A 21,431-nucleotide genomic window follows, 5' to 3' on the forward strand; every position below is an offset into this window, starting at 1 on the left:
CCCGTCCCCTTCCGAGTGCCGTCGACTTGTTCGACGGTCTCACCCCCGAGGTTGGTTGTCACGATTGGTCAACTTTTGTGGAGGGTGGTGCTGAAATTGTGATCGGGAACCGGTCAGACCGGGCGAGTTCCGGGGAGCGACTCGTAGACGGCCTCGGCCAGACGGTAGGCGCGGAGGTTGCCCGAGGCGGCGCCCGCCATCCTGTTCATCGTGTACGCCAGGCCCAGGCCGTGATCGGCGTCGCCGAGGCCCAGCGACCCGCCCATGCCGGTGTGGCCGAACGCCGACTCCGCGCCCCGCGCGGGGGTGAGGAAGGTCATCGCCGGGCGCATGTAGCCCAGGCCGAAGGAGCTGTCGACGAACAGCACCCGGTCCGGGCCGTTCACCCTCCTGCGCGTCGCGCCGCGCAGGGTCTCCCGGCCCACGATCCGCCCGGCCACCAGGTCGCGGTAGAAGCCCGCCAGGCCCCGCGCGGTGGTGACGGCGCCCATCGCGGGCCAGCCCGCGCGCAGCACGACCGGGTTGTTGGCGCCGCCCGGCAGCAGGTGGACCGGGGGGTTGCCCAGGGCCCGGTTCATCAGGCTGTTCCTGTCGGCCGCGGCCCTGGCCATCTCCTGGAGAGGGTCTCCCGGCACCTCCGCCCTCGCGGGGGGCGCGGTGCGGTCCCCGGCGGACAGCCGTGCCGCCCGCGCCGCCACGTCGTCCGGGGCGCCGACCCAGAGCTCCAGGTCGAGGGGCCCGGAGATCTCGGTGGCCACGATCTCGCCCACGGACTTGCCCGACACCCTGCGGATCACCTCGCCGACCAGGAACCCGTACGTCAGCGCGTGGTAGCCGTGCGCGGTGCCCGGCTCCCAGATCGGCTCCTGCCCGGCCAGCCGGTCCGCGATGGCGGCCTGGTCCTCGAACTCCCCGACCGGGACCTCCCCCTCGATCGCGGGCAGTCCCGCCCGGTGGGTGAGGAGGTGCTCGACGGTGACGCGCTCCTTGCCGCGCCGCGCGAACTCCGGCCAGACGTCCGCGACCGGGGCGGTGACGTCGAGCAGCCCGCGCTCGGCCAGCAGCTGCGCGGCCGTCGCGGTCACCGCCTTGGTGCACGAGTACGCCAGCACGGGGGTGTCGCGCTCCCAGGCCCGCCCGCCGCGGCGGTCGGCGACCCCGCCCCACAGGTCCACGACCGGCTCGCCGTCCAGGAAGACCGCGAACGCCGAGCCCAGTTCCAGGCCGTCGGCGAAGTGCGCGTCGAACACCTCCCGTACCCGCGAGAACCGAGGGTCGCAGTGCCCGTACGTGTCCGTTCGCCCCTCGCTCCCACCGTCTGCCGCCATCGCCCGTCTCCGCGTCCTGTTCGGTCCTCTTAAAGTGAGCACTTGCTTGGTGGCAGAGCCTAACAACCCGGGGCGCCCCGGCCCAGGAGACCGGGTGGTCTCTCGTTCGCCGGGCATGGCGATACGCGGCGCGACCTGGGAAACTCACCTCACGCGTGACCCGGGCGGGCCCTCTTCCGCCAGGTGGGAACGTGGCAGGGAAGCCTGCGTCGGCAGTGACTAGAGTAGTTGTACTAACATCTGAAATTACTTCCCCGGGGAGAAGCATGAGCCGTCCACAGCGGGGGACCCTACGCGACGTGCGCAAGGGCAACCGGTCCGTGGTCCTGTGGACGCTGTACTTCGCCGGAGAGCTGAGCAGACACGACCTGGCCCAGCTGACCGGGCTCAGCGCCGCCACGGTCAGCAACGTGATCGGCGACCTCATCGCGGACGGCATCGTGGTGGAGACGGGGTCCGTCGACTCCGACGGCGGGCGACCGCGGATCATGCTCAGGGTCGATCCCTCGTACGGATACGTGGTCGGGGTGGGCGTCGGGGAGACGCGCGTCCGCGTGGAGCTGTACGACCTGGCGATGGAGGAGCGGGCGAGGAAGGAGTTCGCCCTCGACCCGAGCCATCACGAGCCCGCGGTGGTGGCCCGTCACGTCCTCGACGGTCTTGAGGCGGTCCTGTCCGACGCCGGGGTCACCGAGTCCCAGGTGCTCGGCATGGGCCTCGGCGTTCCCGGCGTCGCCGAGCAGGGCTCCGACCTGCTCATCCACGCCCGCGCGTTCGGCTGGGACGGCGTGCCCCTGGGCGCGCTCATCCGGGAGGGCACCTCGCTCCCGGTCTTCGCCGACAACGGCGTCAAGACGACGGGCCAGGCCGAGCTCTGGTTCGGCGCGGGCAAGGGCGCCCAGCACCTGGTCATGACCTTCATCGGCACGGGGGCCGGGGCGAGCATCATCAACGGCGGCGTCACCTACCGGGGAACGGCGAGCGGCGCGGGCGAGTGGGGCCACACGAAGATCGTCCTCGACGGGCGCCCCTGCCGGTGCGGCGGCCAGGGCTGCCTGGAGGCCTACGTCGGGGCCGAGGCGATCCTCGCCGGGGCGGGCAGGGACCTGGGCGGCGACGACGAGGAGAGCGTCTTCGCCGAACTCCTCACCGACCCGCTGGCGCGGCCCGCGCTCGACGAGGCCATCCGCTGCCTGGGGGCCGGGCTGGCCAACCTCATCAACCTCTTCAACCCCGAGCGCATCATCCTCGGCGGCTGGGCCGGGTCCCTCCTCGGGCGCAGGTTCCTGCCCGAGATCCGCGCCGCCGCCGCCCGGTACGCCCTGCCCCTGCCCTTCTCCCAGGCGTCGATCGAGCTGGGCAGGCTCGGCGCCGAGGCGGTCGCCCTGGGCGCGGCCACCCTGGTCGTCGAGGACTTCCTGCTGCGCAGCCACGCGGTGCGCCCCGCGGGCCGCGTCGCGACCCCGGCACCGGTGGGGCACGCCCCCGCCTGAACCCCGGACCCGCCCACCCGGGACCCGCCCGATCCGGCGTCCGCCGGATTTCGCACCCGCACGGCGTACCCAACCCCGGCGCACCCGCCTGACGCGACCGCTCTGCTCGACGCGACCGCCCGGCTCCGGGCGCGCTCGACCCGCGCCCCTCGTGACCCCGTGACCTCGGGAGCGGGGCGCCGAGGCCCATTCGCGGTCGTTCCCGGGGCTGTTGACGCCGCCTCCGTTCAGGACTTATTTTGCATTCTGTACTAAGAGTAATAATGAAGTAGGGGATGGCTGTGGGCAGGTTGTACATCGACGGGACATTCCAGGACGCCGCCTCGGGACGGGCCGCCCCCGTGCACGAGAAGGCGACCGGTGCGCCGATCGGCACGTACGCGCTGGGAGGCCCCGCCGACGTCGACCGGGCCGTCGCCGCCGCCCGCGCCGCGCAGCCCGCCTGGGCCGCCCTCTCGGCACCCGAGCGGGCCGGATACCTGCGGGGTCTCGCCGAGCACCTCCAGAGCCGCTACGAAGAGCTGGTCGAGCTGAGCATGCGCGAGACGGGCGGGGTGCGGGCCAAGGCCGAGGACGAGGTGACCACGAGCATCCGCCAGCTCCTCATCTCCTCCGTCCAGGCGACCGAGAACGCCGGGGACATCCTGCCCCCGTACAAGGCGGGCAAGCTTTCGCTGTCGCGCGCGGTGCCGCTGGGCGTCATCGGGGTCATCACCCCGTGGAACTACCCGATGAACCTCGCCATGCGGATGGTCGCGCCCGGCCTGGCGTTCGGCAACACCATCGTGCTCAAGCCCGCCGAGCTGACCCCGCTCGTCGGCGGCCACGTGCTGGCCGAGGCCGCCGAGGCCGTCGGGCTGCCCGCCGGGGTGTTCAACGTGGTCACCGGCGACGGTCCCGAGGCGGGCTGGGCGCTGGCCGACCACCGGGGGCTGGACCTGCTGGACTTCACCGGCTCCCGCGAGGTCGGCCTCGCCATCGCGGCCTCCGCCGCCACCGACCTGCGCGCGATCCGGCTGGAGCTGGGCGGCGACAACGCCTTCATCGTCCTGGAGGACGCCGACGTCGAGCTGGCCGCGTCCCACGCCATGATCGCCTCCCTGGAGTTCCAGGGGCAGACGTGCATCAGCTCCAGCCGCCACATCGTCGTCCGCGAGGTCGCCGACCGCTACCTGGAGGCCGTGACCAGGCGGGTCGAGGCCCTGCGCCTGGGTGACCCGATGTCGCCGGACACCGACCTGGGACCGCTGATCAGCGAGGGCCAGCGGACCCGGCTCCACGAGCGGATCGTCGCGCCCTCGATCGCCAAGGGCGCCCGGCTGGTCACCGGCGGCACCTACGACGGGCTGTTCTACCGCCCCACCGTGCTGGCCGACGTGACCCCCGACATGCCCGCGTTCACCGAGGAGATCTTCGGGCCGGTCATCCCGGTGACGGTGGTCGGCTCCGAGGACGAGGCCGTCGAGCTGGCCAACCGGCACCCCATGATGATGGACTCGGTGTTCACCGCCGACCTGATGCGCGGCATGGACGTGGCCGAGCGGCTGCGGGCGGGCGAGGTCCACGTCAACGACGCGCACGCCCGCCACGGGGCGGAGAACCAGATGCCGGGCTTCACCAGGCGCCAGTGGATCGGGGTCCAGCGCACCCCGCTGACCCTGCCCGAGTGGGCGAGCGACCCGGCCGGTCGCCGATGAGGAGGGCGCTGGTCGTCCGGGGCGGCTGGGAGGGGCACGTCCCCGTCGAGGCGACGGAGCTGTTCGTCCCCGAGCTGGTCCGCGCGGGCTTCGAGGTGACCGTCGCCGACGACCTGGAGGTCTACGCCGACGGGCCGCTGCTGGCCGGGACCGACCTGGTCGTGCAGTGCTGGACGGGCGGCGTCCTCACCCCGGAGCAGGAGGCGGGGCTGGTGTCCGCGGTCCGCGCGGGCACCGGCTTCGCCGGCTGGCACGGCGGCCTGGTGGCGACCTTCGACGGCAGCCACGACTACCTGCGGATGGTCGGCGGGCTCTTCCTGCACCACCCCGAGGACTTCCTCACGTACGACGTCGTCATCGACCCCGCGCACGCCGACCACCCGATCGTCGCCGGGCTGGACGACTTCACCGTCGAGACGGAGCAGTACTGGATGCTCACCGACGCCCACAACGAGGTCCTCGCCACCACGCGGTTCGTCTCCCCGGAGACCCCCATGCCCGTCGTCTGGACCCGCAGGTGGGGGAGGGGGAAGGTCTTCTTCTCCGCCGTCGGCCACCGGCTGGAGGACCTGCGGCACCCCACCGTGTACGAGCTCACCCGGCGCGGCCTGGTCTGGGCCGGCCGGTGACGGAGGATCCGCCGTCGGTGGTGCTGGCGATGTATCCGGGGCTGCCCGCCCGGCTGTTCCCGCCCGCCGTCGCCGACCGGCTTCGCGCGGTCGCCGAGGCCGACCTGGCGGCGCCGCTCACCGAGTTCGGGACCGGCGAGGCGCGGGCCCGCCTGGAGCGGGCCGAGGTCCTGGTGACCGGCTGGGGCTGCCCGCCCATCGACGAGCACGTGCTGCGGCACGCGCCGCGCCTGCGGGCCGTCGTGCACGCGGCGGGGAGCGTCAAGGGCCACGTCGGCCAGGCCGTGTTCGCCCGGGGCATCCCGGTGAGCTCGGCCGCCTCGGCCAACGCCCTGCCGGTCGCCGAGTACACCGTGGCGATGATCCTGCTCACCGGCAAGTCCGTCCTCGCCCTCGCCCGCGAGTACCGGGCCAGGAAGGAGGACCTCCGCCTGTTCCAGGGGGCCGGTGACCACGGCGAGTACGGTAACTACGGTAGGACCGTCGGCCTGGTCGGGGCCTCCAGGATCGGCAGGAGGGTCGCCGAGCTGCTGGCCCCCTTCGACCTGGACGTGCTGATCGCCGATCCGTACCTGGACGCCCGGGACGCGCGGACGCTCGGCGCCCGCCTGGTCGGGCTCGACGAGCTGTTCGCCGACGCCGACATCGTCTCCCTGCACGCCCCCGCCACCGACGACACGCGGGGGATGGTCACCGCGGCCCGCCTGGCCGCGATGCGCGACGGCGCGACGCTCATCAACACCGCCAGGGGCTCCCTGGTGGACCAGGGGGCGCTGGTCGCGGAGCTGGCCACCGGCAGGCTGTCCGCGGTGCTCGACGTGACCGAGCCCGAGGTCACCCCCGCCGACTCGGTGCTGTGGGACCTGCCCAACGTCATCCTCACCCCCCACGTCGCCGGGGCCCTGGGCAACGAGCTGGCCAGGCTGGGGGCGTGCGCGGTGGACGAGGTGCTCCTGGCGCTGGCGGGCCGGCCGCTGCGCCACCCGGTGGACCCGGACCTGCTGGCGATCATCGCCTGAGGGGCTCAGAGCCCGCCGGTGATCGCCGTCCGAGGGGGGACCCGGACCCCGGCGGTCACCGCCCGAGGGGGAGACGGTTGTTCCCCGCCCCTTCGAGGGGGCGGGGCGGGGGACAACCGTTCCGGGATCCTCCCGTCAGATCCCGTTCCTGCCGATGACCCCGCTGTACCACAGGGCGCTGTCCTTGGGGATGCGCTCCTGGGTGTCGTAGTCGACGTGGATCAGCCCGAACCGCTTGTCGTAGCCGTACGACCACTCGAAGTTGTCCATCAGCGACCAGGCCAGGTAGCCGCGCAGGTCCACTCCCTCCTGGATCGCCTGGTGGGCGGCGAGCAGGTGGGTGCGCAGGTAGTCGAGGCGCTCGGTGTCGGCCACCCTGCCGTCCTCGGCGGTGTCGTGGTAGGCGGCGCCGTTCTCGGTGATCATCAACGGGGTGGACGGGTAGTCCCGCGCCAGCCGCACGAGGAGCCTGCGCAGGCCGTCCGCCTCGACGGGCCAGCCCATGGCGGTCACCGGCAGGTCGGGGTCGAGGTGCTCGACGCCCTCGGTGCCGGGGAAGCGGTCGGAGGAGGGCGTGCCCACCTTCGCCGCGACGTAGGTCGGCGCGTAGTAGTTGATCCCCAGGAGGTCGATCGGGGCGCCGATGAGCTCCTCGTCGCCGTCGAGGACGTGGTCCAGGCCGGTGAAGCGGGCCATGTGCTCCAGCATGTCTGCCGGGTAGTGGCCCTTCACGATCGGGTCGAGGAAGATCCGGTTGTGCAGGCCGTCGACGAGCCTGGCCGCCGCGACGTCGTGCCGGTCCTGCGGGTCGCGGGGGGAGACCGGGGTGAGGTTGACCGTGACCGAGATCTCCCTGGCGCCCGCCGCGCGCAGGGCGCGGGCCGCCAGGCCGTGGCCGAGCAGCAGGTGGTGCGTCGCGAGGAAGGCCGAGGCGGGCTCGGTGCGGCCGGGCGCCTGGTCACCGGTGGCGTACCCGAGGAAGGCCGAGCACCACGGCTCGTTGAGGGTGGTCCAGGTCTTGATCCGGTCCCCGAGCCGGTCGTAGACCGCCTCCGTGTACGAGACGAAGTGGTGGGCGGTGTCCCGTACGGTCCACCCGCCCCGGTCCTCCAGGGTCTGCGGCAGGTCCCAGTGGTACAGCGTGGCCATGGGCTCGATCCCGGCGGCCAGCAGGGTGTCGACGAGCCGGTCGTAGAAGTCGAGGCCGCGCGGGTTCACCGGCCCCGTGCCGTCGGGCTTGATCCGGGGCCACGCCACCGAGAAGCGGTAGGTGTCGACGCCGAGGCCCTGCATGAGGGCCACGTCCTCGGCGTAGCGGTGGTAGTGGTCACAGGCGACGTCGCCGGTCTGGCCGAGGTGTACCCGCCCGGAGTTCCTGGAGTAGGTGTCCCAGATGGAGGGGGCGCGGCCGTCCTCCGCGGTGGCGCCCTCGATCTGGTAGGCGGCGGTGGCGACCCCCCAGCGGAAGGCGGGTGGGAACAGGGCCAGGCCGGTGCCGGTCCGGTCGTCGGTCTGGGTCATCCCTTGATCGCTCCTTGCGTGGTTACGCGGATGTGTCGCCCGCCGGGCAGCGCCGGGACGACGGTCGGTGGCAGGGGCGCCGGGGCGGCGCCCGGCCGGTGTCCTCTCGCGCGTCGGGCCACCCTCCCGCGCCTTGTGAGCGCTCACGGGGAGTGGTGGCCACTCAACTTCGAGGCTTAATTCATATTGAAATTTAAGAGGCAAAGCTCCGTCTGCGTCAAGGTGGTGTTATCGAGTCGTTTCCCAGGTTACGGACAGTGTCGATCCGTCTCCGAGGGCCGCCGGAACCACCCGTACCGGGACGCCGGTAAGAGGCCCGCCCCCCGTCGCGGTCCGTGAGCGACCGGTGGCCACGGCCGTACGGTGTGCCGGTCGGGCGCCGGGGCGCTCAGGCAGGGGGCCTCGCGCGTCCGGGGCGGCGCCGGGGCGGTCAGGCGGGGCGTCGTCGCGCGGGTCCGGTAGCTTTCCGTGGGTGACTGTCCTTCTGCCCGGTGTGGCGCTCACCGACCACGTGTTCACCGCTCCCCTCGACCACGCCGACCCCGGTGGCGAGACGATCGAGGTCTTCGCCCGTGAGGCGGTGGACCCGGCGCGGAGGGGGGAGGACCTGCCGTGGCTGCTCTTCCTGCAGGGCGGTCCCGGGGGCAGGTCGCCGCGCCCGGCCGCCGCCGACGGGTGGCTGGGACACGCGCTGAAGACCCACCGGGTCCTGCTGCTCGACCAGCGGGGGACCGGCCGCAGCACCCCCATCACCGCGAAGACCGCGCGCGGCACGGACGCCGAGCTCGCCGCCCGCCTCGGGCACTTCAGGGCCGACTCGATCGTGGCCGACGCGGAGCTGATCCGGCGCGAGCTCTCCGGTGACCGGCCGTGGGAGACCCTCGGCCAGAGCTACGGCGGTTTCATCACGCTGACGTACCTCTCCCAGGCCCCCGAGGGCCTGGCCGCCTGCTACGTGACCGGTGGCCTGGCCGGGCTCGACGCCACCGCAGACGACGTCTACGCCCGCACCTACCCGCGCGTCCGCGACAAGGTGAACCGCTACTTCGCCCGCTACCCGCACGACTCGGAGCGCCTGGACGAGATCAGCGCCCACCTGCGCCTGCACGAGGTCTCCCTCCCCGACGGCGACGTGCTGACCGTACGCCGCCTGCAGACCCTCGGCATGTGCCTGGGCATGAGCGACGGGGCCGAGTACCTGCACTGGGTGCTGGAGGAGGCCTGGACCGGCGACCGGCTCTCCGACCTGTTCCTGTACGAGGTCATGATGGCCACCGGCTTCGTCGGCAACCCGCTCTACGCGGTCCTGCACGAGTCGATCTACGCCCAGGGCGCCGCCACCGGCTGGGCCGCGCACCGGCTGCTGCCCGGGGAGTTCCGCGAGGACGCCGGGCCGACGCTGCCCACCGGGGAGATGATCTACCCCTGGATGTTCGACGAGATCGCCGCGCTCCGCCCCTTCAAGGGTGCCGCCGAGATCCTCGCCGCCGCCTCGGACTGGCCCGCCCTCTACGATCCCGCCCGGCTGGCCGCCAACCGGGTCCCGGTGACCGCCGCCGTCTACTACGACGACATGTACGTCGACGAGGGCCTGTCCATGCGCACCGCGCGGGCGGTGGGCAACGTGCGGACCTGGGTGACCAACGAGTGGCAGCACGACGGCGTCCGCGTCTCCGGGGGCGGCGTCCTCGCCCGCCTGATGGACATCTCCAACGGAATCCACGGCTCCTGAACGTCCGTGATCAGGCAGGGGCGGCCGTCTCGGTGAGGGGGACGCGTCTTCCCGGGCGGGCACGTCTTTCCCGGGACCCGGACGGTCTCAGGCGGCGGCCGTCTCGGTGAGGGGGAGACGCACCTGGAAGCGAGTGTTCCCGGGCTCCGACTCCACGCGCAGGTCGCCGCCGTGGCGCCCCGCGACGATGCGGAAGGAGATGTCCAGGCCGAGTCCCGTACCCTCGCCGACCGCCTTCGTGGTGAAGAACGGCTCGAAGATCCGCTCACGCAGGGCCTCGGGGACGCCGGGGCCGGTGTCACAGATCTCGATCAGCGCGATCGTGTCGTGTTCGAGCCGGGTACGGACGGTCAGGATGCCGTTCCCGGCCATCGCGTCCAGCGCGTTGTGGATCAGATTGGTCCACACCTGGTTGAGCTCCCCGGCGTAGGCGGGGATGGGCGGCAGCTCGGGGTCGTAGTCGGTGGCGATGGTGATCCCCGGCGGGATCTTGCCGCGGAACATGGTGAGGGTGCTGTCCAGCAGCTCCCGCACGTTCACCGTCTGGTACGGCGCCCGGTCCATCTGGGAGTACTGCTTGGCGGAGGCGATCAGGGAGGAGATCCGCTCGGTCGCGTCCGTCACCTCGTTCAGCATCTGGGTGATCTCGATGGCCTCCGACAGCCAGTGCATCGCCCCGTCCAGGTAGCGCTCGCCCAGCGCCTCGCGCACCTTGTCCATCTTGCCGACCTTGAACCCGGCCGCCACCAGCGGCGGAGCGATCTTCCAGGCGTCCTCCACCCCCGCCTCCTCCAGGGCGTCGGACAGCTCGTCCTCGGCGTCGGAGATCTCCAGCGGGGAACGGGACGGCGCCTCGGAGACGCTGGCGGCGCACGCCTCCTGCAGGTCGATCAGGGCGCGCAGCCGCTGGGGCTCGATGCCGTCCTCGGCCAGCGCGGCCAGCCGCCTGCGCGAGGTCTTCACCCTCTCCCGCAGGTCGTCCACGGCCCGTACGGCCGCCGCGGCCGGGTTGTTGAGCTCGTGGGTGAGCCCGGCGGTGATCGTGCCGAGCGCGGTCAGCCGCTGCCGCCGGTCGATGAGCTCCCGCTGGGCCATCCCGCCGATGCGGGCCCCGTCGAGCAGGTGCACCGCCATCGGGAACCACTCGGCCATGATCATGCCGTACTTCCTGGCCGGGAGCATGAACATGCGCGTCGGCTTGGTGGCGCGCAGCGAGTGGCTGTAGGTCTCCGGGGCGCGGTCGCCCAGGTAGGCCAGGACCGCGCCGCCGTAGGCGCCGGGCTGCGAGGTCGGGGTCATCGTGACCGGCCCGGCGGTGGTCTCGGTGGTCATCACCACCTCGCCCTCGACCAGCACGGCGAAGCAGTCGGCCGGATCCCCCTGCTTGATGATCGCCTCTCCGGCGTCGTACTCCTCCTCGTCCCCGTACTTCGCGAGCCACCGGAGCTTGTCCTCGTCGAGCTTCTCGAAGAGGAACAACCCGCGGAGCACGTCGATGTCGATCATGTTGCCTCCCTCGTGAGTGCCGCGAGGGACCTCGTCCGGGGCGGTCATGTCTTCTCCAGGTAGCGGTGGACCAGGGCCACGGCCATCGCGCCCTCGCCGACCGCCGAGGCGACCCGCTTGATCGAGTCGGCCCGGACGTCGCCCGCGGCGAACACCCCCGGCACGTTGGTCTCCAGGTGGTACGGCTCCCGCCGGAGCGGCCAGTTGCGCGGCCTGTTCTCGTCGGCGGTGAGGTCGGGGCCGGTGAGGACGAAGCCCCTCTCGTCGCGCTCGATGCTCTCGCCGAGCCAGTCGGTGATCGGCTGGGCGCCGATGAAGACGAACAGCCACTCGGCCTCGACGGTGCGCTCGCCCTCGGGGCCCTTCAGCGTGATCCGCTCCATGTGGCCCTCGCCCTCGGCGCCGACCACCTCGGTCTCGGTGTGCACCTCGATGTTCGGGATCCGCGAGATCTGCTCGATCAGGTAGTGCGACATGGTCCTCTCCAGCCCGTCGCTCCTGACGATCAGGTGGACCCTGCTGGCGTACCCCGACAGGTAGACCGCGCTCTGACCGGCCGAGTTGGCGGCGCCGACGATGTAGACGTCGCGGTTCGCGCACTCGGGCGCCTCGGTCAGGGCCGCGCCGTAGTAGCAGCCGGAGCCGATGAAGTCGTCGAGGCCGGGGGCGTTCAGCCGCCGGTAGGAGACGCCGGTGGCCAGGATGACGGTGTGCGCGGCGATCGTGCCGCCGTCGGCGAAGCCGACCACCCGGGCCCGGCCCTTGACCTCCAGGCTGGTGACCGTACGGGCGGTGAGCAGCTCGGCGCCGAACTTCGCGGCCTGGCGCCGCGCCCGGTCGGCGAGCTGGGCGCCGGAGACGCCGTCGGGGAAGCCCAGGTAGTTCTCGATCCTGGAGCTCTGGCCCGCCTGCCCGCCCGAGGCGTGCTGCTCGACCATCACCGTGCGCAGCCCCTCGGAGGCGCCGTAAACCGCGGCGCCCAGCCCGCCGGGGCCGCCCCCGATCACGATCAGGTCGTAGAAGTCGGTGGCCGGGGCGGTGGACAGCCCCACGGCCTGGGCCAGCTCAGAGGGGGTCGGCGCGGTGAGCTTCGTCCCGTCGCCGGTGACGACCAGCGGCAGCCGCGTCGGGGTCTGCTCCCCGGAGGCTTTCTCCCCGGCCGCCGCGATCAGCTCGGCGCCCTCGGCGGAGTCGGCCAGCATCCAGCGGTAGGGCACCTGGTTGCGCGACAGGAAGTCCCTGACCTCGTACGACGGGGCCGACCAGCGCGCGCCCACCACCCGCAGCTCGTCGGACTCGCGCCGGTCCGTCCGCTGCCAGGCGTCGAGCTGGGCGTCCAGCACCGGGTAGAACTTCTCCTCCGGCGGGTCCCACGGCTTGAGCAGGTAGTGGTCGAGGTCGACCACGTTGATCGCCTGGATCGCGGCCTCGGTGTCGGCGTAGGCGGTCAGCAGCACGCGGCGCGCGTAGGGATACAGGTCCATCGCCTGCTCCAGGAACTCCACGCCGTTCATCTGGGGCATCCGGTAGTCGGCGAGGATCGCCGCCACGTCGTCGCCCCGCAGCCGCAGCTCGCGGACGCTGGCGATGCCGTCGGCCGCTGTGTCGGCCCGGACGACGCGGTAGGAGTGGCCGTAGCGCCGCCGCAGGTCGCGGGCGACGGAACGGGACACGCCGGGATCGTCGTCGACCGTCATGATGACCGGTTTTTCCATGTCCTGCCTTCCCCCGAGATGGAGACACCCGATATAAGGACAATCTCTCCGAAGGATGTCACATCAGCGTTAAAGCGAACATCGATCAGACGTGGTCGTGGGGGGCGGGAGCCCCGGGGGGCGCGGGGGAGCCGTAGGGACGGTGGCCGGGCATCCCGGCGGCGCGCAGCAGGGCGGCCGGGCGGTCGCGATCCGCGAGGAAGCGCCGGAGTTCGGGGTCGGCCGCCCAGATCTCGCGCATGGCCTCGTGCCCGACCCGGTCGGCGACGATCTGCAGGGCGATGTCCTGCCTGACGTACTCGACCGCCATCGCGACGACGGCCGGGTCCTCGGTGTAGACGCCCCACGCGGTGCCACCGGCGAAGCCGCCGACCAGGGCCTCCCGCCGGTCACCCGTGACGACCAGCAGCCGGTGGTCCGGGTTCTCCTTCGCGCCCCCCTCGCCCTCCGGGCGGGGGAAGCGGTGCTCGTACAGGTTCCCGACCGGCTCCCGCGCCGCGCCGAAGTGCATCACCGAGGTCTCGACCCCGCGCTCGACCGCCCGCCTGATCAGCGGAGAGAGCGGTCCCATCTCCTCGGGCCAGATCGACACGAACAGGTCGCCCCGCGCCCCGGCCACTACGTCCTCGGCCCGGGCGAGCAGCGCCCCGGCGTCCTTGAGGTTGTGGATCAGGTAGGCCTTGGGCGGCGCCACGATCGCGGGCAGCGCGACCTCCAGCGACTCGATCGAGTCGTCGAACTCCCTGCGCATGCGCTCCAGCAGGGATCGCGGAGGCAGCGGCAGGTAGTCGGTGGCGTCGTCGGAGCCGCGCAGCTCGTAGGCCGCGCCCTTGGCCACCAGCTTGCCCAGGGTCTCGTAGACCGTGCTGCGCGGCACGCCCGAACGTTTGGCGACCTCGTAGCCGTTGAGAGGCTGTCCGGCACCGACCAGGGTGACGTACGCCTTGGCCTCGTAGCCCGACATGCCCAAGCGCTGTAATTGCTCCACTACGTCCCGCATCGCAGTTATGGTACGGCGCGAGCTACCCGTTTAGCGCTGTCCTAAAGCACCTGTTTTGTAGGATTTTCGTGACGTGAAGTCGTTCCGGCCCGTGGAACAGGGGGAACGGAACGAGGGAGCGCTCCCCGCGGAAACATTTTACTTTTATCCGGTCCCGAGGGATTCATCGTGCGTGCTCAGACGGCCGGTGACGAGCACGCGCCGGAGCCGCTCCCGGCCCGGCCCCCGCCAGGACCGGCGGGGTTCCCCGGCGGGGCGTGCCACGGGGCCGGGGCCCGTCCCCCGGAGGGAGCGTGCGAGGTAATTTCGGTCGCGCCCGCGCTCCCGGCCGCCGCTACGCCGTCCCCAGGGCCCTGAGGGCGAACTCCGCGACCGTGTCGGCGTACTCGTGGGTGAGGGGGGCGGTGCGCAGCATCCAGCGGTGGTAGATCGGCCCGTACAGCAGCTCGACGGCCACGTCCAGATCCGCGTCCCCGGCCACCTGGCCCGCCCGCTGGGCGCCGCGCAGCCGCTCCCTGGTCGCCTCCAGGTGCGGTCCCATGATCCGCTCGACGATCTCGGTGTTGATCCTGGGATCGCTCAGCGCCTCGACGGTCATCGCCCGGCTCATCGTGTCGAGCCGGGGATCGTTGTACTCGTCGACGATGGCCCGCAGCACGACGCGCAGGTCGGCCCCGAGGTCGCCGGTGTCGGGCAGCGCGTGGTGCCCCTTCTCGTCCCCGGTCACGGCGAGGACGGCGTCGACGAACACGGCGCCCTTGGACGGCCACCAGCGGTAGATCGTCTGCTTGCCCACTCCCGCGCGGGCGGCGATCGCCTCTATCGTCAGCTTGGCGTATCCGGACTCGGCGACCAGGTCGAAGGCGGCGCTCAGGATGGCCCGTCGCGACTGCTCGCTGCGCCGGGCCGGGTTCGGTGTTTTCACGTGCCCGAATGTACCATTTCACGAGTCGAAACGTCTCGTCTTGCTTGGTCCACCGGCGCCCGGCGGCCTCGCGGGCCGGTTCCCCCGGGGGCAGGGGCGGAACGCCGAAGGCCGCGAACGCCCCCGGCAGGGTGTTCGCGGCCTTCGAGTCTCGCCGGTCGGATCAGACCTGGTCGGCCTTCTCCAACGCGGAGCAGCAGGTGTTCACGATGAGGCGGGTGACCAGGTAGGGGTCGACGTTGGCGTTCGGACGCCGGTCCTCGATGTAGCCCTTCTTCTCCACCTCGACCTGCCACGGGATGCGGACCGAGGCGCCTCGGTCGGAGACGCCGTAGCTGAACTCGTTCCAGGGGGCGGTCTCGTGGAGACCGGTGAGGCGCTCCTCGATGCCGGAGCCGTAGTGCTTGACGTGCTCCAGGGCGTTCGCGGCGAGGGCCTCGCAGGCGGTGATGATCGGGTCGTACTTCTCGCGCATCGCCTTGGTGGAGAAGTTGGTGTGCGCGCCCGCGCCGTTCCAGTCGCCCTTCACCGGCTTGGCGTCCAGGGTGGCGCCGACGTTGAAGTCCTCCGCGGTGCGGTAGAGCAGCCAGCGGGCGATCCACATGTGGTCGGAGGCCTCGACGGGACCGGCCGGGCCGATCTGGAACTCCCACTGGCCCGGCATGACCTCGGCGTTGATGCCGGAGATGGCCAGCCCCGCCTCGATGCAGTAGTCGAGGTGCTTCTCGACGATCTCGCGGCCGAAGACCTCGTCGGCGCCGACGCCGCAGTAGTAGCCGCCCTGCGGGGCGGGGAAGCCGCCGATCGGGAAGCCGAGCGGGCGGCCCTCCTTGAAGAAGGTGTACTCCTGCTCGATGCCGAACCAGGACTCCTGGGCGGCGTACTTCTCGGCGACCTCGACGAGGGCGGCGCGGGTGTTGCTGGAGTGCGGGCTCATGTCGATGTTGAGCACCTCGCACAGCACCAGCACGCTGTCGCCGCCGCGGATCGGGTCGGGGCAGGTGAAGACCGGCTTGAGGACGCGGTCCGAGGAGGAGCCGTCGGCCTGGTTGGTGCTGGACCCGTCGAAGCCCCAGATCGGGAGCTCCGCACCGTCCGCCATGACCCTGGTCTTGGAACGAAGCTTGGCGGTCGGCTCGGTGCCGTCGATCCAGATGTATTCAGCCTTGAAGCTCATCGGCGGAGTCCTTGAGGATGGAGGGATCTGCTGCTCTCAAAGATTCGCAAGTCGCGATTTCGCAACTGTTGCCCGTGTGTGAACAGGGTGTTACCCAGACCTATATGAGCAGGCAGTGGCTGTATTGAAATCCGCACACGCGGCTTTCAGGGCTGTGAGCTGCCGTTTCACGGGATGATTGGAACGATTGAGACATCCGTCACAGGTGAAATGGATTATTGCTCTAGGGGGTTTTCGTCACCTTTGTCCCACGCAGAACCTGACTGTCCCATGTGAAGCCGGGCTGTCCCATGCGGAGCCAGGCGCCGGTGTTTCGTACGAAGCCGGGCGCCTGTTTCACCCGGGACCGGGCGCCTGTCCCGTACGTGACCGGGCGCCGAAGACGCGGGCCGAGACCGACTCGTGGGCGAGCCGTCGCATGACGTCGAGGACCCTGCCGTGCACGACGGTGCCGAGGACCATGGCCTGGACCGCGGCCTCGCGGGGGCCGTCGAGCGGGATGGTGCCGATCTCGTGCTCGGTCACGAGCCGCAGGGCGGCGTCGGCGTAGGGCCGCAGGGCCTCGGCGCCGGAGGGCATGCCGAGGCGGCCGAGGGTGAGGACGGCCTGGGCCAGCTCGTCGCGGGCCGGGGCCTCGGGTTCGATCCGCCAGCCAAGGTCGGTGATCATGGCGTCGGCCTCGGCGCGGGCGCGCGCCCACTCCTCGCCGGACGTGTCCGGCTCGACCTCGGGCGCGATGGCGTACTGCGCGGTGCCCAGGACGTGGTGCAGGTCCAGGCTCTCGTCGTCGACGGCGGCCAGCACCTTGCCGATGGCGGCGATGGACAGCCGCCCGACCTCCAGCAGCGCCCGGATCAGCCGCAGCCTGCGCACGTGGTCCTCGCCGTAGCGCGCCCTGGTGGCCGAGATCTGCTCCCCGGCGGGCAGCAGGCCCTCGCGCAGGTAGTACTTGATCGTCGGGATGGGCACGCCCGATGCGGCGCTGAGCTCGGATATCCGCACCATTGGACAGTACAGGTAGCCAACGCGGGAGCCGTGCGCGAGGACGGGCGGCCTAGCGCAGCGAGGGGCGGACGTCGATGACGGTCATCCCCGCGGCGAGGGCGGAGGCCACTCCCTCGTCGGTGTCCTCGTAGGCGACGCAGGCGTACGGGGCGACGCCGAGGAGGCGCGCGGCGAGGAGATAGACGTCGGGGGCCGGTTTGCCGTAGCGGACGTCGTCCCTGGTGACCACGGTGTCGAAGAGGGGGCGCAGGCCGGTGACGCGCAGGGTCTCCTCCACGGCCTGGCGGGCGCCTCCCGAGGCCACGGCCATCGGCACCCGTCCCCGGTGCGCCTCGGCGATCGCGCTGACCGGCAGGTGCGGGGTGACCGTGTGGATCAGCCACTGGTAGGCGTCGAGTGCCGCCGCGCGGACCGCCTGGTAGTCGAACTCGGCTCCGGTCTCGGTCTCCAGCTCGGCCAGCAGCCGGTCGGCGGACAGGCCCGTACGAGCCTGGTACCAAGCGGAGTCGAGGTCCACCTGCCATCCGGCCAGCGCGGTCCGCCAGGCGCTCTCATTGGCGGAGGCGGTGTCGACGAGGGTCCCGTCGCAGTCGAAGACCAGGGCGGCGTACGGAGTGGAGGGCTGGAGTCGCTGGTGAAGCATGGTCGCCTAACACGTGACGGTGGATCTCCGCACACTTTACCGCGCACCAAAAAACGGGGCGCTTGCCCGGGGGGTGGTCGCGTCACCATGAAGGGTGAGATCGCGACGGCGGGCGCGCGGACGTGCGGGTTGACGCTCCTCGGCCGGGGCGGTGCCCAGGCGTCGCCGGTGAGAACCGGTGGGACGGCGGGCGCGCGGGCGAGAGGGACGCCGGTACGGGGAGGATCTAGCTGATCTCCCCCCAGCCGTCGTGCCGTGCCCTGGACAGCTCGGCCTCCATCTCCTCCAGCTCCTGCATGAATCCCTGGAACCCTCTCGGGCCCAGGCGGCGCCAGACGAGCAGCTGCAGGGAGCGCGTCTCCTCGTCGAGGGGAGGCTCCTGGCGGAGCGGCTCCAGCAGCTCCTGGGCCTGCCGGTCGGCGGCCTGGAGCTCCTCGACGGTGAAGCGGATGCCGTGCTCGCGCTCCAGTAGCCGGATGTGCGGGTCGTTGCGCAGTCTCTGGTCCCTGGCGCGCCGGGCGCGCCTGGCGGCCAGCTCGTCGTGGACGTGCGCGCTGGAAACCTGGTGCGGCGTCTCGGCCGGACGTGGAGTCATCGTGTGGTTCGCCTCCGTCGGGCGGCTCCTTTTCTGGAACCTCTGTTAGAAACGACGCTCAGGAGGCGCCGGAGGTTGTCGGAATTTTTCCCCGAAGCCCCGGCGCCACAGGCGTTGTGCCCCGAACCGTGCCCTTGACAGCCTTGACGCGAGCTTGACTTAAGAATAATTTTCACCCTGATGCCTTCTGGTGAAAGGAATACTTGTGGCCGCAGGTGCGCTCGGACGCATACAGACCGAGACGCCCGCGCTGCCCGAGGCGCTGCGCCGGGTGGGGGAGGCGATCCTGGCCGACCCCGCCGAGGCGGCGCGATCCACGATCATCACGCTGGCCGAGCGGAGCGGCAGCTCACCCGCCACGGTGACCCGCTTCTGCCGGGTGTTCGGCTTCGCCGGGTACGCCGGGCTGCGGGTCGCGCTGGCCACGGAGAACGGGCGTGCCGCGCAGGCCAACTGGGACGCGGGGGTGGGCCACGAGATCGGTCCCACCGATCCGCTCGACGCGGCGATCGGCGTGATGGCCGCCGCCGACTCCCGGCTCATCCAGGAGACCGCGGCCCAGCTGGACGCGGGCACCGTCGCCACCGTCGCCGAGGCCGTCGTCGCGGCCCGCCGCGTCCTCATCTTCGGGGTCTCCACCAGCGGGGCGGTGGCCGTGATGATGGGCGGGCGGCTGCGCCGCATCCGGGTCCCCTGCTGGAGCCACGCCGACGCGCACGAGGCGCTCGCCGACGCCGCGCTGCTCGGCGAGGGCGACGTCGCGATCGGCATCTCCCACCAGGGCCGTACCCGCGAGGTGCTGGAGTCCCTCGGCGAGGCCGGGGACCGGGGCGCGCTGACCGTCGCGGTCACCTCCTTCGCCCGCTCCCCGCTGGCCGAGCTGTCCGACCTGGTGCTCACCACCGCGAGCCGCGAGACCACCTTCAGGCTGGGCGGCCTGGCCGCCGTCCACTCCCAGCTCTTCGTCCTCGACACCGTCTACGTCGCGGTCGCGCAGCGCACCTACGAGCAGACCAACGAGGCCTTCGAGTTGACGATCCGGGCTCTGGAGAGCCACCGCGTGGAGAGGAGCTGAGTGTGGACATCGGTGCTTCCGAGTACGTTCACGAGGTCAAGGCACTGGTGGACGAGGTCTCCAGGACCCAGGCGGACGCGGTGGGGGCCGCGGCGGCGCTGGTCGTCGGGTCCCTGCGCCGCGGCGGCGTGATCCAGGCGTTCGGCTCCGGGCACTCCGAGGCGATCGCCATGGAGATCGCCGGGCGCGCGGGCGGCCTGGTGCCCAGCAACCGCCTGGCCCTGCGCGACGTCGTCCTGTACGGGGACGCCCCGGTCGGCACCCTCCTCGGAGTCCCCGGCGAGCTGGAGCGCGACCCGTCGGTCGCCCGGCGGATCTACGACCTGGCCCCCGTCCGGCCGGAGGACGTGTTCGTGCTGATCTCCAGCTCCGGGGTGAACGGGTCGGTGGTCGAGCTGGCCTCGATCGTCAAGGAGCGCGGGCACGACCTGATCGCCCTGACGTCGGTACGGCACAGCACCGCGATGACCTCCCGCCACCCCTCGGGCCGCAAGCTCCTCGACCTCGCCGACGTGGTGCTCGACAACCTGGCCCCGTACGGCGACGCGGTCCTCCCGCTCCAGGAGGGCGGCACGTTCGGGGCGGTGTCCACGATCACCTCGGCGCTGCTGGCCCAGATGGTCGTGGCCGAGGTGGTGCGCGCCCTGACCGAGGCGGGCCTGACCCCGCCGATCTACCGCTCCGCCAACGTGACCGGCGGCGACGAGCACAACCGCGCTCTTGAGAACCGCTACGCCGGAAGGATCCGGCGAGGTGCCTGACTACCACAGGCTTCCACTCCCCGTCTCTGGCCACCTCTCACTCCCCGGCCACTCCCAGGCCACTTCCAGGAGGAAGCATGACCCAGCTATCCAGGCGTGAGCTCCTGCGCAGCGCGGCCCTGGCCGGGCTCACCCTGCCGGTCCTGTCCGCGTGCGCCACCCCCGCGGGCAACGGCGGCGCCGCGTCCCCGGCGCCCGTCGTCGGGGCCACCAGCGCGGCCAACCCGCTCGGTTTCGCCGAGGACAGGCCCCTGGAGGTCTGGATCTTCGACGGCGGGTTCGGCGACGCCTACGCCACGGGCGTCCACGAACCGCTGCTCAAGGCCAGGCACCCCAAGCTGGAGATCAAGCACAACGCCACCAAGGAGGTCGCCAAGACCCTCCAGCCGCGCTTCGCCGGGGGTGACCCGCCGGAGTTCGTCAACAACTCCGGCGCCAACGCGATGGACTTCGGCGCCCTGGTCCAGGACGGCCAGCTCGCCGACCTCACCCCGCTGTACGACGCGCCGAGCTGGGACGACCCCGCCGTCAAGGTGCGCGACACGATCGACCCGAACGCGATCGAGCTGGGCAGCTACGACGGCAAGCCCTACGTCCTCAACTACGCCAACACCGTCTGGGGCATCTGGTACTCGCGGAAGCTCTTCGAGGCCGAGGGCTGGCAGGTCCCCAAAACCTGGGCCGACTTCCTGACCCTGTGCGAGACCATCCAGAAGTCGGGCAAGATGGCGCCCTTCACCTACGCGGGCAAGCACCCGTTCTACATCTACGAGGCCATCCTCACGCTCGCCGCGAAGATCGGCGGCAAGGACGTGCTGAAGGACATCGACAACCTCCAGGACGGCGCCTGGAAGGCCGACCCGGTCAGGCAGGCCGCGGAGGCCTTCGCCGGGCTCGGCTCGAAGTACCTCCTCCAGGGCACCGCCGGGCTCGACCACGTGCAGACCCAGACGGCGCACAACAAGGGCCAGGTGGCCATGCTGCCCTGCGGCTCCTGGCTGGAGAACGAGCAGAAGGACTCCACCCCGGCCGACTTCGACTACGCGATGTTCCCGCTCCCCGACTTCGGCTCCTCCGACGCCCTCCCGTACGGCACCCTGCACGCCCAGCCGGGCGAGGAGTATATCGTCCCGGCGAAGTCGGCCAACCCCCGCGCGGGCCTGGAGTACATGCGCGCCATGCTCTCCAAGGAGGGCGCGGGCAAGTTCATGGAGCTGGTCTCCACGCTCACGGTCGTCAAGGGCGCCGCCGAGGGCCGTACGCTCAAGCCCGGCCTGAAGAGCGCCTCGGCCGCGCTGGAGGCGGCGGGCGACAACGCCGTCTGGTTCCTGTTCCGCAAGTGGTACGTCGAGCTGCACGACGAGGTGGCCGCCGCGACCGGGCAGCTCATGAACGGCAAGCTGACCGTCGACCAGTGGGCGGACCGGGCGCAGGCCAAGGCCGACGCCATCAAGAAGGACTCCTCGGTGAAGAAGTTCAGCCGATGACGGCGGCACCGGACCACCCGGGAACGGTCATGAATCGCGGCGGGGCGTCCGGGGTGGGGCGGGTCGTCGTTCGGGGCGCGAACCTCGGCGGGACGACGCCCGCGGGTGTCGGCGAGCCGTCGA

Annotated in this window: 18 protein-coding genes; 8 read left to right on the forward strand and 10 right to left on the reverse strand. The window is 71.6% G+C overall.

What is annotated here, in order from left to right; all coding sequences use genetic code 11:
* Nucleotides 1-113: 113 nt before the first annotated feature.
* Nucleotides 114-1,328 (reverse strand): serine hydrolase domain-containing protein, encoded by a 1,215-nt coding sequence (locus tag ACW9TB_RS31725; RefSeq protein ID WP_472751773.1) that lies wholly within the window; start codon nt 1,326-1,328, stop codon nt 114-116.
* A gap of 266 nt (nt 1,329-1,594) precedes the next feature.
* On the opposite strand from ACW9TB_RS31725, the gene ACW9TB_RS31730 reads away from it, so the two are divergent.
* From ACW9TB_RS31730 to ACW9TB_RS31745, 4 genes are all read left to right on the forward strand, one after another.
* Complete coding sequence (locus ACW9TB_RS31730) at nt 1,595-2,821, forward strand: ROK family transcriptional regulator (RefSeq protein ID WP_472751774.1); 1,227 nt, start codon at nt 1,595-1,597, stop codon at nt 2,819-2,821.
* Nucleotides 2,822-3,102: 281 nt separating this feature from the next.
* Nucleotides 3,103-4,518 carry an aldehyde dehydrogenase family protein gene (locus ACW9TB_RS31735; protein WP_472751775.1) on the forward strand — a complete coding sequence of 472 codons (1,416 nt, stop codon included), beginning with the start codon at nt 3,103-3,105 and terminating at the stop codon, nt 4,516-4,518.
* Nucleotides 4,488-5,147 carry a ThuA domain-containing protein gene (locus ACW9TB_RS31740; RefSeq protein WP_472751776.1) on the forward strand — a complete coding sequence of 220 codons (660 nt, stop codon included), beginning with the start codon at nt 4,488-4,490 and terminating at the stop codon, nt 5,145-5,147. The genes ACW9TB_RS31735 and ACW9TB_RS31740 overlap by 31 nt, the downstream gene beginning before the upstream one ends.
* A gap of 17 nt (nt 5,148-5,164) precedes the next feature.
* A complete protein-coding gene (locus ACW9TB_RS31745) occupies nt 5,165-6,166 on the forward strand; it encodes a hydroxyacid dehydrogenase (protein WP_472751777.1) in 1,002 nt (333 codons plus the stop codon).
* A gap of 135 nt (nt 6,167-6,301) precedes the next feature.
* Here ACW9TB_RS31745 and ACW9TB_RS31750 read toward each other — a convergent pair whose 3' ends face one another.
* On the reverse strand, nt 6,302-7,687 hold the full coding sequence (locus ACW9TB_RS31750; RefSeq protein ID WP_472751778.1) for a GH1 family beta-glucosidase: 1,386 nt from the start codon (nt 7,685-7,687) through the stop codon (nt 6,302-6,304).
* Between the two features lie 472 nt (nt 7,688-8,159).
* Here ACW9TB_RS31750 and ACW9TB_RS31755 point away from each other — a divergent pair, with 472 nt between their 5' ends.
* Complete coding sequence (locus ACW9TB_RS31755; protein ID WP_472751779.1) at nt 8,160-9,419, forward strand: alpha/beta fold hydrolase; 1,260 nt, start codon at nt 8,160-8,162, stop codon at nt 9,417-9,419.
* Nucleotides 9,420-9,506: 87 nt separating this feature from the next.
* Here ACW9TB_RS31755 and ACW9TB_RS31760 read toward each other — a convergent pair whose 3' ends face one another.
* From ACW9TB_RS31760 to ACW9TB_RS31795, 8 genes are all read right to left on the reverse strand, one after another.
* Complete coding sequence (locus tag ACW9TB_RS31760) at nt 9,507-10,925, reverse strand: ATP-binding protein (RefSeq protein WP_472751780.1); 1,419 nt, start codon at nt 10,923-10,925, stop codon at nt 9,507-9,509.
* Between the two features lie 44 nt (nt 10,926-10,969).
* Complete coding sequence (locus tag ACW9TB_RS31765) at nt 10,970-12,640, reverse strand: NAD(P)/FAD-dependent oxidoreductase (protein WP_472751781.1); 1,671 nt, start codon at nt 12,638-12,640, stop codon at nt 10,970-10,972.
* 85 nt (nt 12,641-12,725) lie between these two features.
* The gene (locus ACW9TB_RS31770) at nt 12,726-13,640 is read right to left on the reverse strand and encodes a TrmB family transcriptional regulator (protein ID WP_472751782.1); all 915 of its coding nucleotides are present in this window, start codon (nt 13,638-13,640) and stop codon (nt 12,726-12,728) included.
* 334 nt (nt 13,641-13,974) lie between these two features.
* On the reverse strand, nt 13,975-14,565 hold the full coding sequence (locus tag ACW9TB_RS31775) for a TetR/AcrR family transcriptional regulator (protein ID WP_472751783.1): 591 nt from the start codon (nt 14,563-14,565) through the stop codon (nt 13,975-13,977).
* Nucleotides 14,566-14,728: 163 nt separating this feature from the next.
* Nucleotides 14,729-15,742, reverse strand: coding sequence for a glutamine synthetase (gene glnII / locus ACW9TB_RS31780; RefSeq protein WP_472751784.1), 1,014 nt, complete (start codon nt 15,740-15,742; stop codon nt 14,729-14,731).
* Between the two features lie 336 nt (nt 15,743-16,078).
* Nucleotides 16,079-16,744 carry a MerR family transcriptional regulator gene (locus ACW9TB_RS31785; protein ID WP_472751785.1) on the reverse strand — a complete coding sequence of 222 codons (666 nt, stop codon included), beginning with the start codon at nt 16,742-16,744 and terminating at the stop codon, nt 16,079-16,081.
* Between the two features lie 52 nt (nt 16,745-16,796).
* The gene (locus ACW9TB_RS31790; RefSeq protein ID WP_472751786.1) at nt 16,797-17,390 is read right to left on the reverse strand and encodes an HAD family hydrolase; all 594 of its coding nucleotides are present in this window, start codon (nt 17,388-17,390) and stop codon (nt 16,797-16,799) included.
* A gap of 226 nt (nt 17,391-17,616) precedes the next feature.
* Nucleotides 17,617-17,985 (reverse strand): hypothetical protein, encoded by a 369-nt coding sequence (locus ACW9TB_RS31795; RefSeq protein ID WP_472751787.1) that lies wholly within the window; start codon nt 17,983-17,985, stop codon nt 17,617-17,619.
* Nucleotides 17,986-18,190: 205 nt separating this feature from the next.
* On the opposite strand from ACW9TB_RS31795, the gene ACW9TB_RS31800 reads away from it, so the two are divergent.
* The 3 genes from ACW9TB_RS31800 to ngcE all read left to right on the forward strand — a co-directional run bounded on the left by ACW9TB_RS31800 (nt 18,191) and on the right by ngcE (nt 21,308).
* Nucleotides 18,191-19,060: a MurR/RpiR family transcriptional regulator gene (locus tag ACW9TB_RS31800; RefSeq protein ID WP_472751788.1), complete on the forward strand. Its 870-nt coding sequence runs from the start codon at nt 18,191-18,193 to the stop codon at nt 19,058-19,060.
* A gap of 2 nt (nt 19,061-19,062) precedes the next feature.
* A complete protein-coding gene (locus ACW9TB_RS31805; RefSeq protein WP_472751789.1) occupies nt 19,063-19,821 on the forward strand; it encodes a sugar isomerase domain-containing protein in 759 nt (252 codons plus the stop codon).
* Nucleotides 19,822-19,898: 77 nt separating this feature from the next.
* On the forward strand, nt 19,899-21,308 hold the full coding sequence (gene ngcE, locus ACW9TB_RS31810) for an N-acetylglucosamine/diacetylchitobiose ABC transporter substrate-binding protein (protein ID WP_472751790.1): 1,410 nt from the start codon (nt 19,899-19,901) through the stop codon (nt 21,306-21,308).
* Nucleotides 21,309-21,431 lie beyond the last annotated feature (123 nt).

This window comes from Streptosporangium sp. H13245 (assembly GCF_055690525.1).

Bases quoted from the DNA above. Each gene is read 5' to 3' on its own strand.
- ngcE (WP_472751790.1), top strand. From the start codon at position 19,899: ATGACCCAGCTATCCAGGCGTGAGCTCCTGCGCAGCGCGGCCCTGGCC.
- ACW9TB_RS31795 (WP_472751787.1), bottom strand. From the start codon at position 17,985: ATGACTCCACGTCCGGCCGAGACGCCGCACCAGGTTTCCAGCGCGCAC.
- glnII (WP_472751784.1), bottom strand. From the start codon at position 15,742: ATGAGCTTCAAGGCTGAATACATCTGGATCGACGGCACCGAGCCGACC.
- ACW9TB_RS31770 (WP_472751782.1), bottom strand. From the start codon at position 13,640: ATGCGGGACGTAGTGGAGCAATTACAGCGCTTGGGCATGTCGGGCTAC.
- ACW9TB_RS31730 (WP_472751774.1), top strand. From the start codon at position 1,595: ATGAGCCGTCCACAGCGGGGGACCCTACGCGACGTGCGCAAGGGCAAC.
- ACW9TB_RS31760 (WP_472751780.1), bottom strand. From the start codon at position 10,925: ATGATCGACATCGACGTGCTCCGCGGGTTGTTCCTCTTCGAGAAGCTC.
- ACW9TB_RS31750 (WP_472751778.1), bottom strand. From the start codon at position 7,687: ATGACCCAGACCGACGACCGGACCGGCACCGGCCTGGCCCTGTTCCCA.
- ACW9TB_RS31790 (WP_472751786.1), bottom strand. From the start codon at position 17,390: ATGCTTCACCAGCGACTCCAGCCCTCCACTCCGTACGCCGCCCTGGTC.
- ACW9TB_RS31725 (WP_472751773.1), bottom strand. From the start codon at position 1,328: ATGGCGGCAGACGGTGGGAGCGAGGGGCGAACGGACACGTACGGGCAC.
- ACW9TB_RS31765 (WP_472751781.1), bottom strand. From the start codon at position 12,640: ATGGAAAAACCGGTCATCATGACGGTCGACGACGATCCCGGCGTGTCC.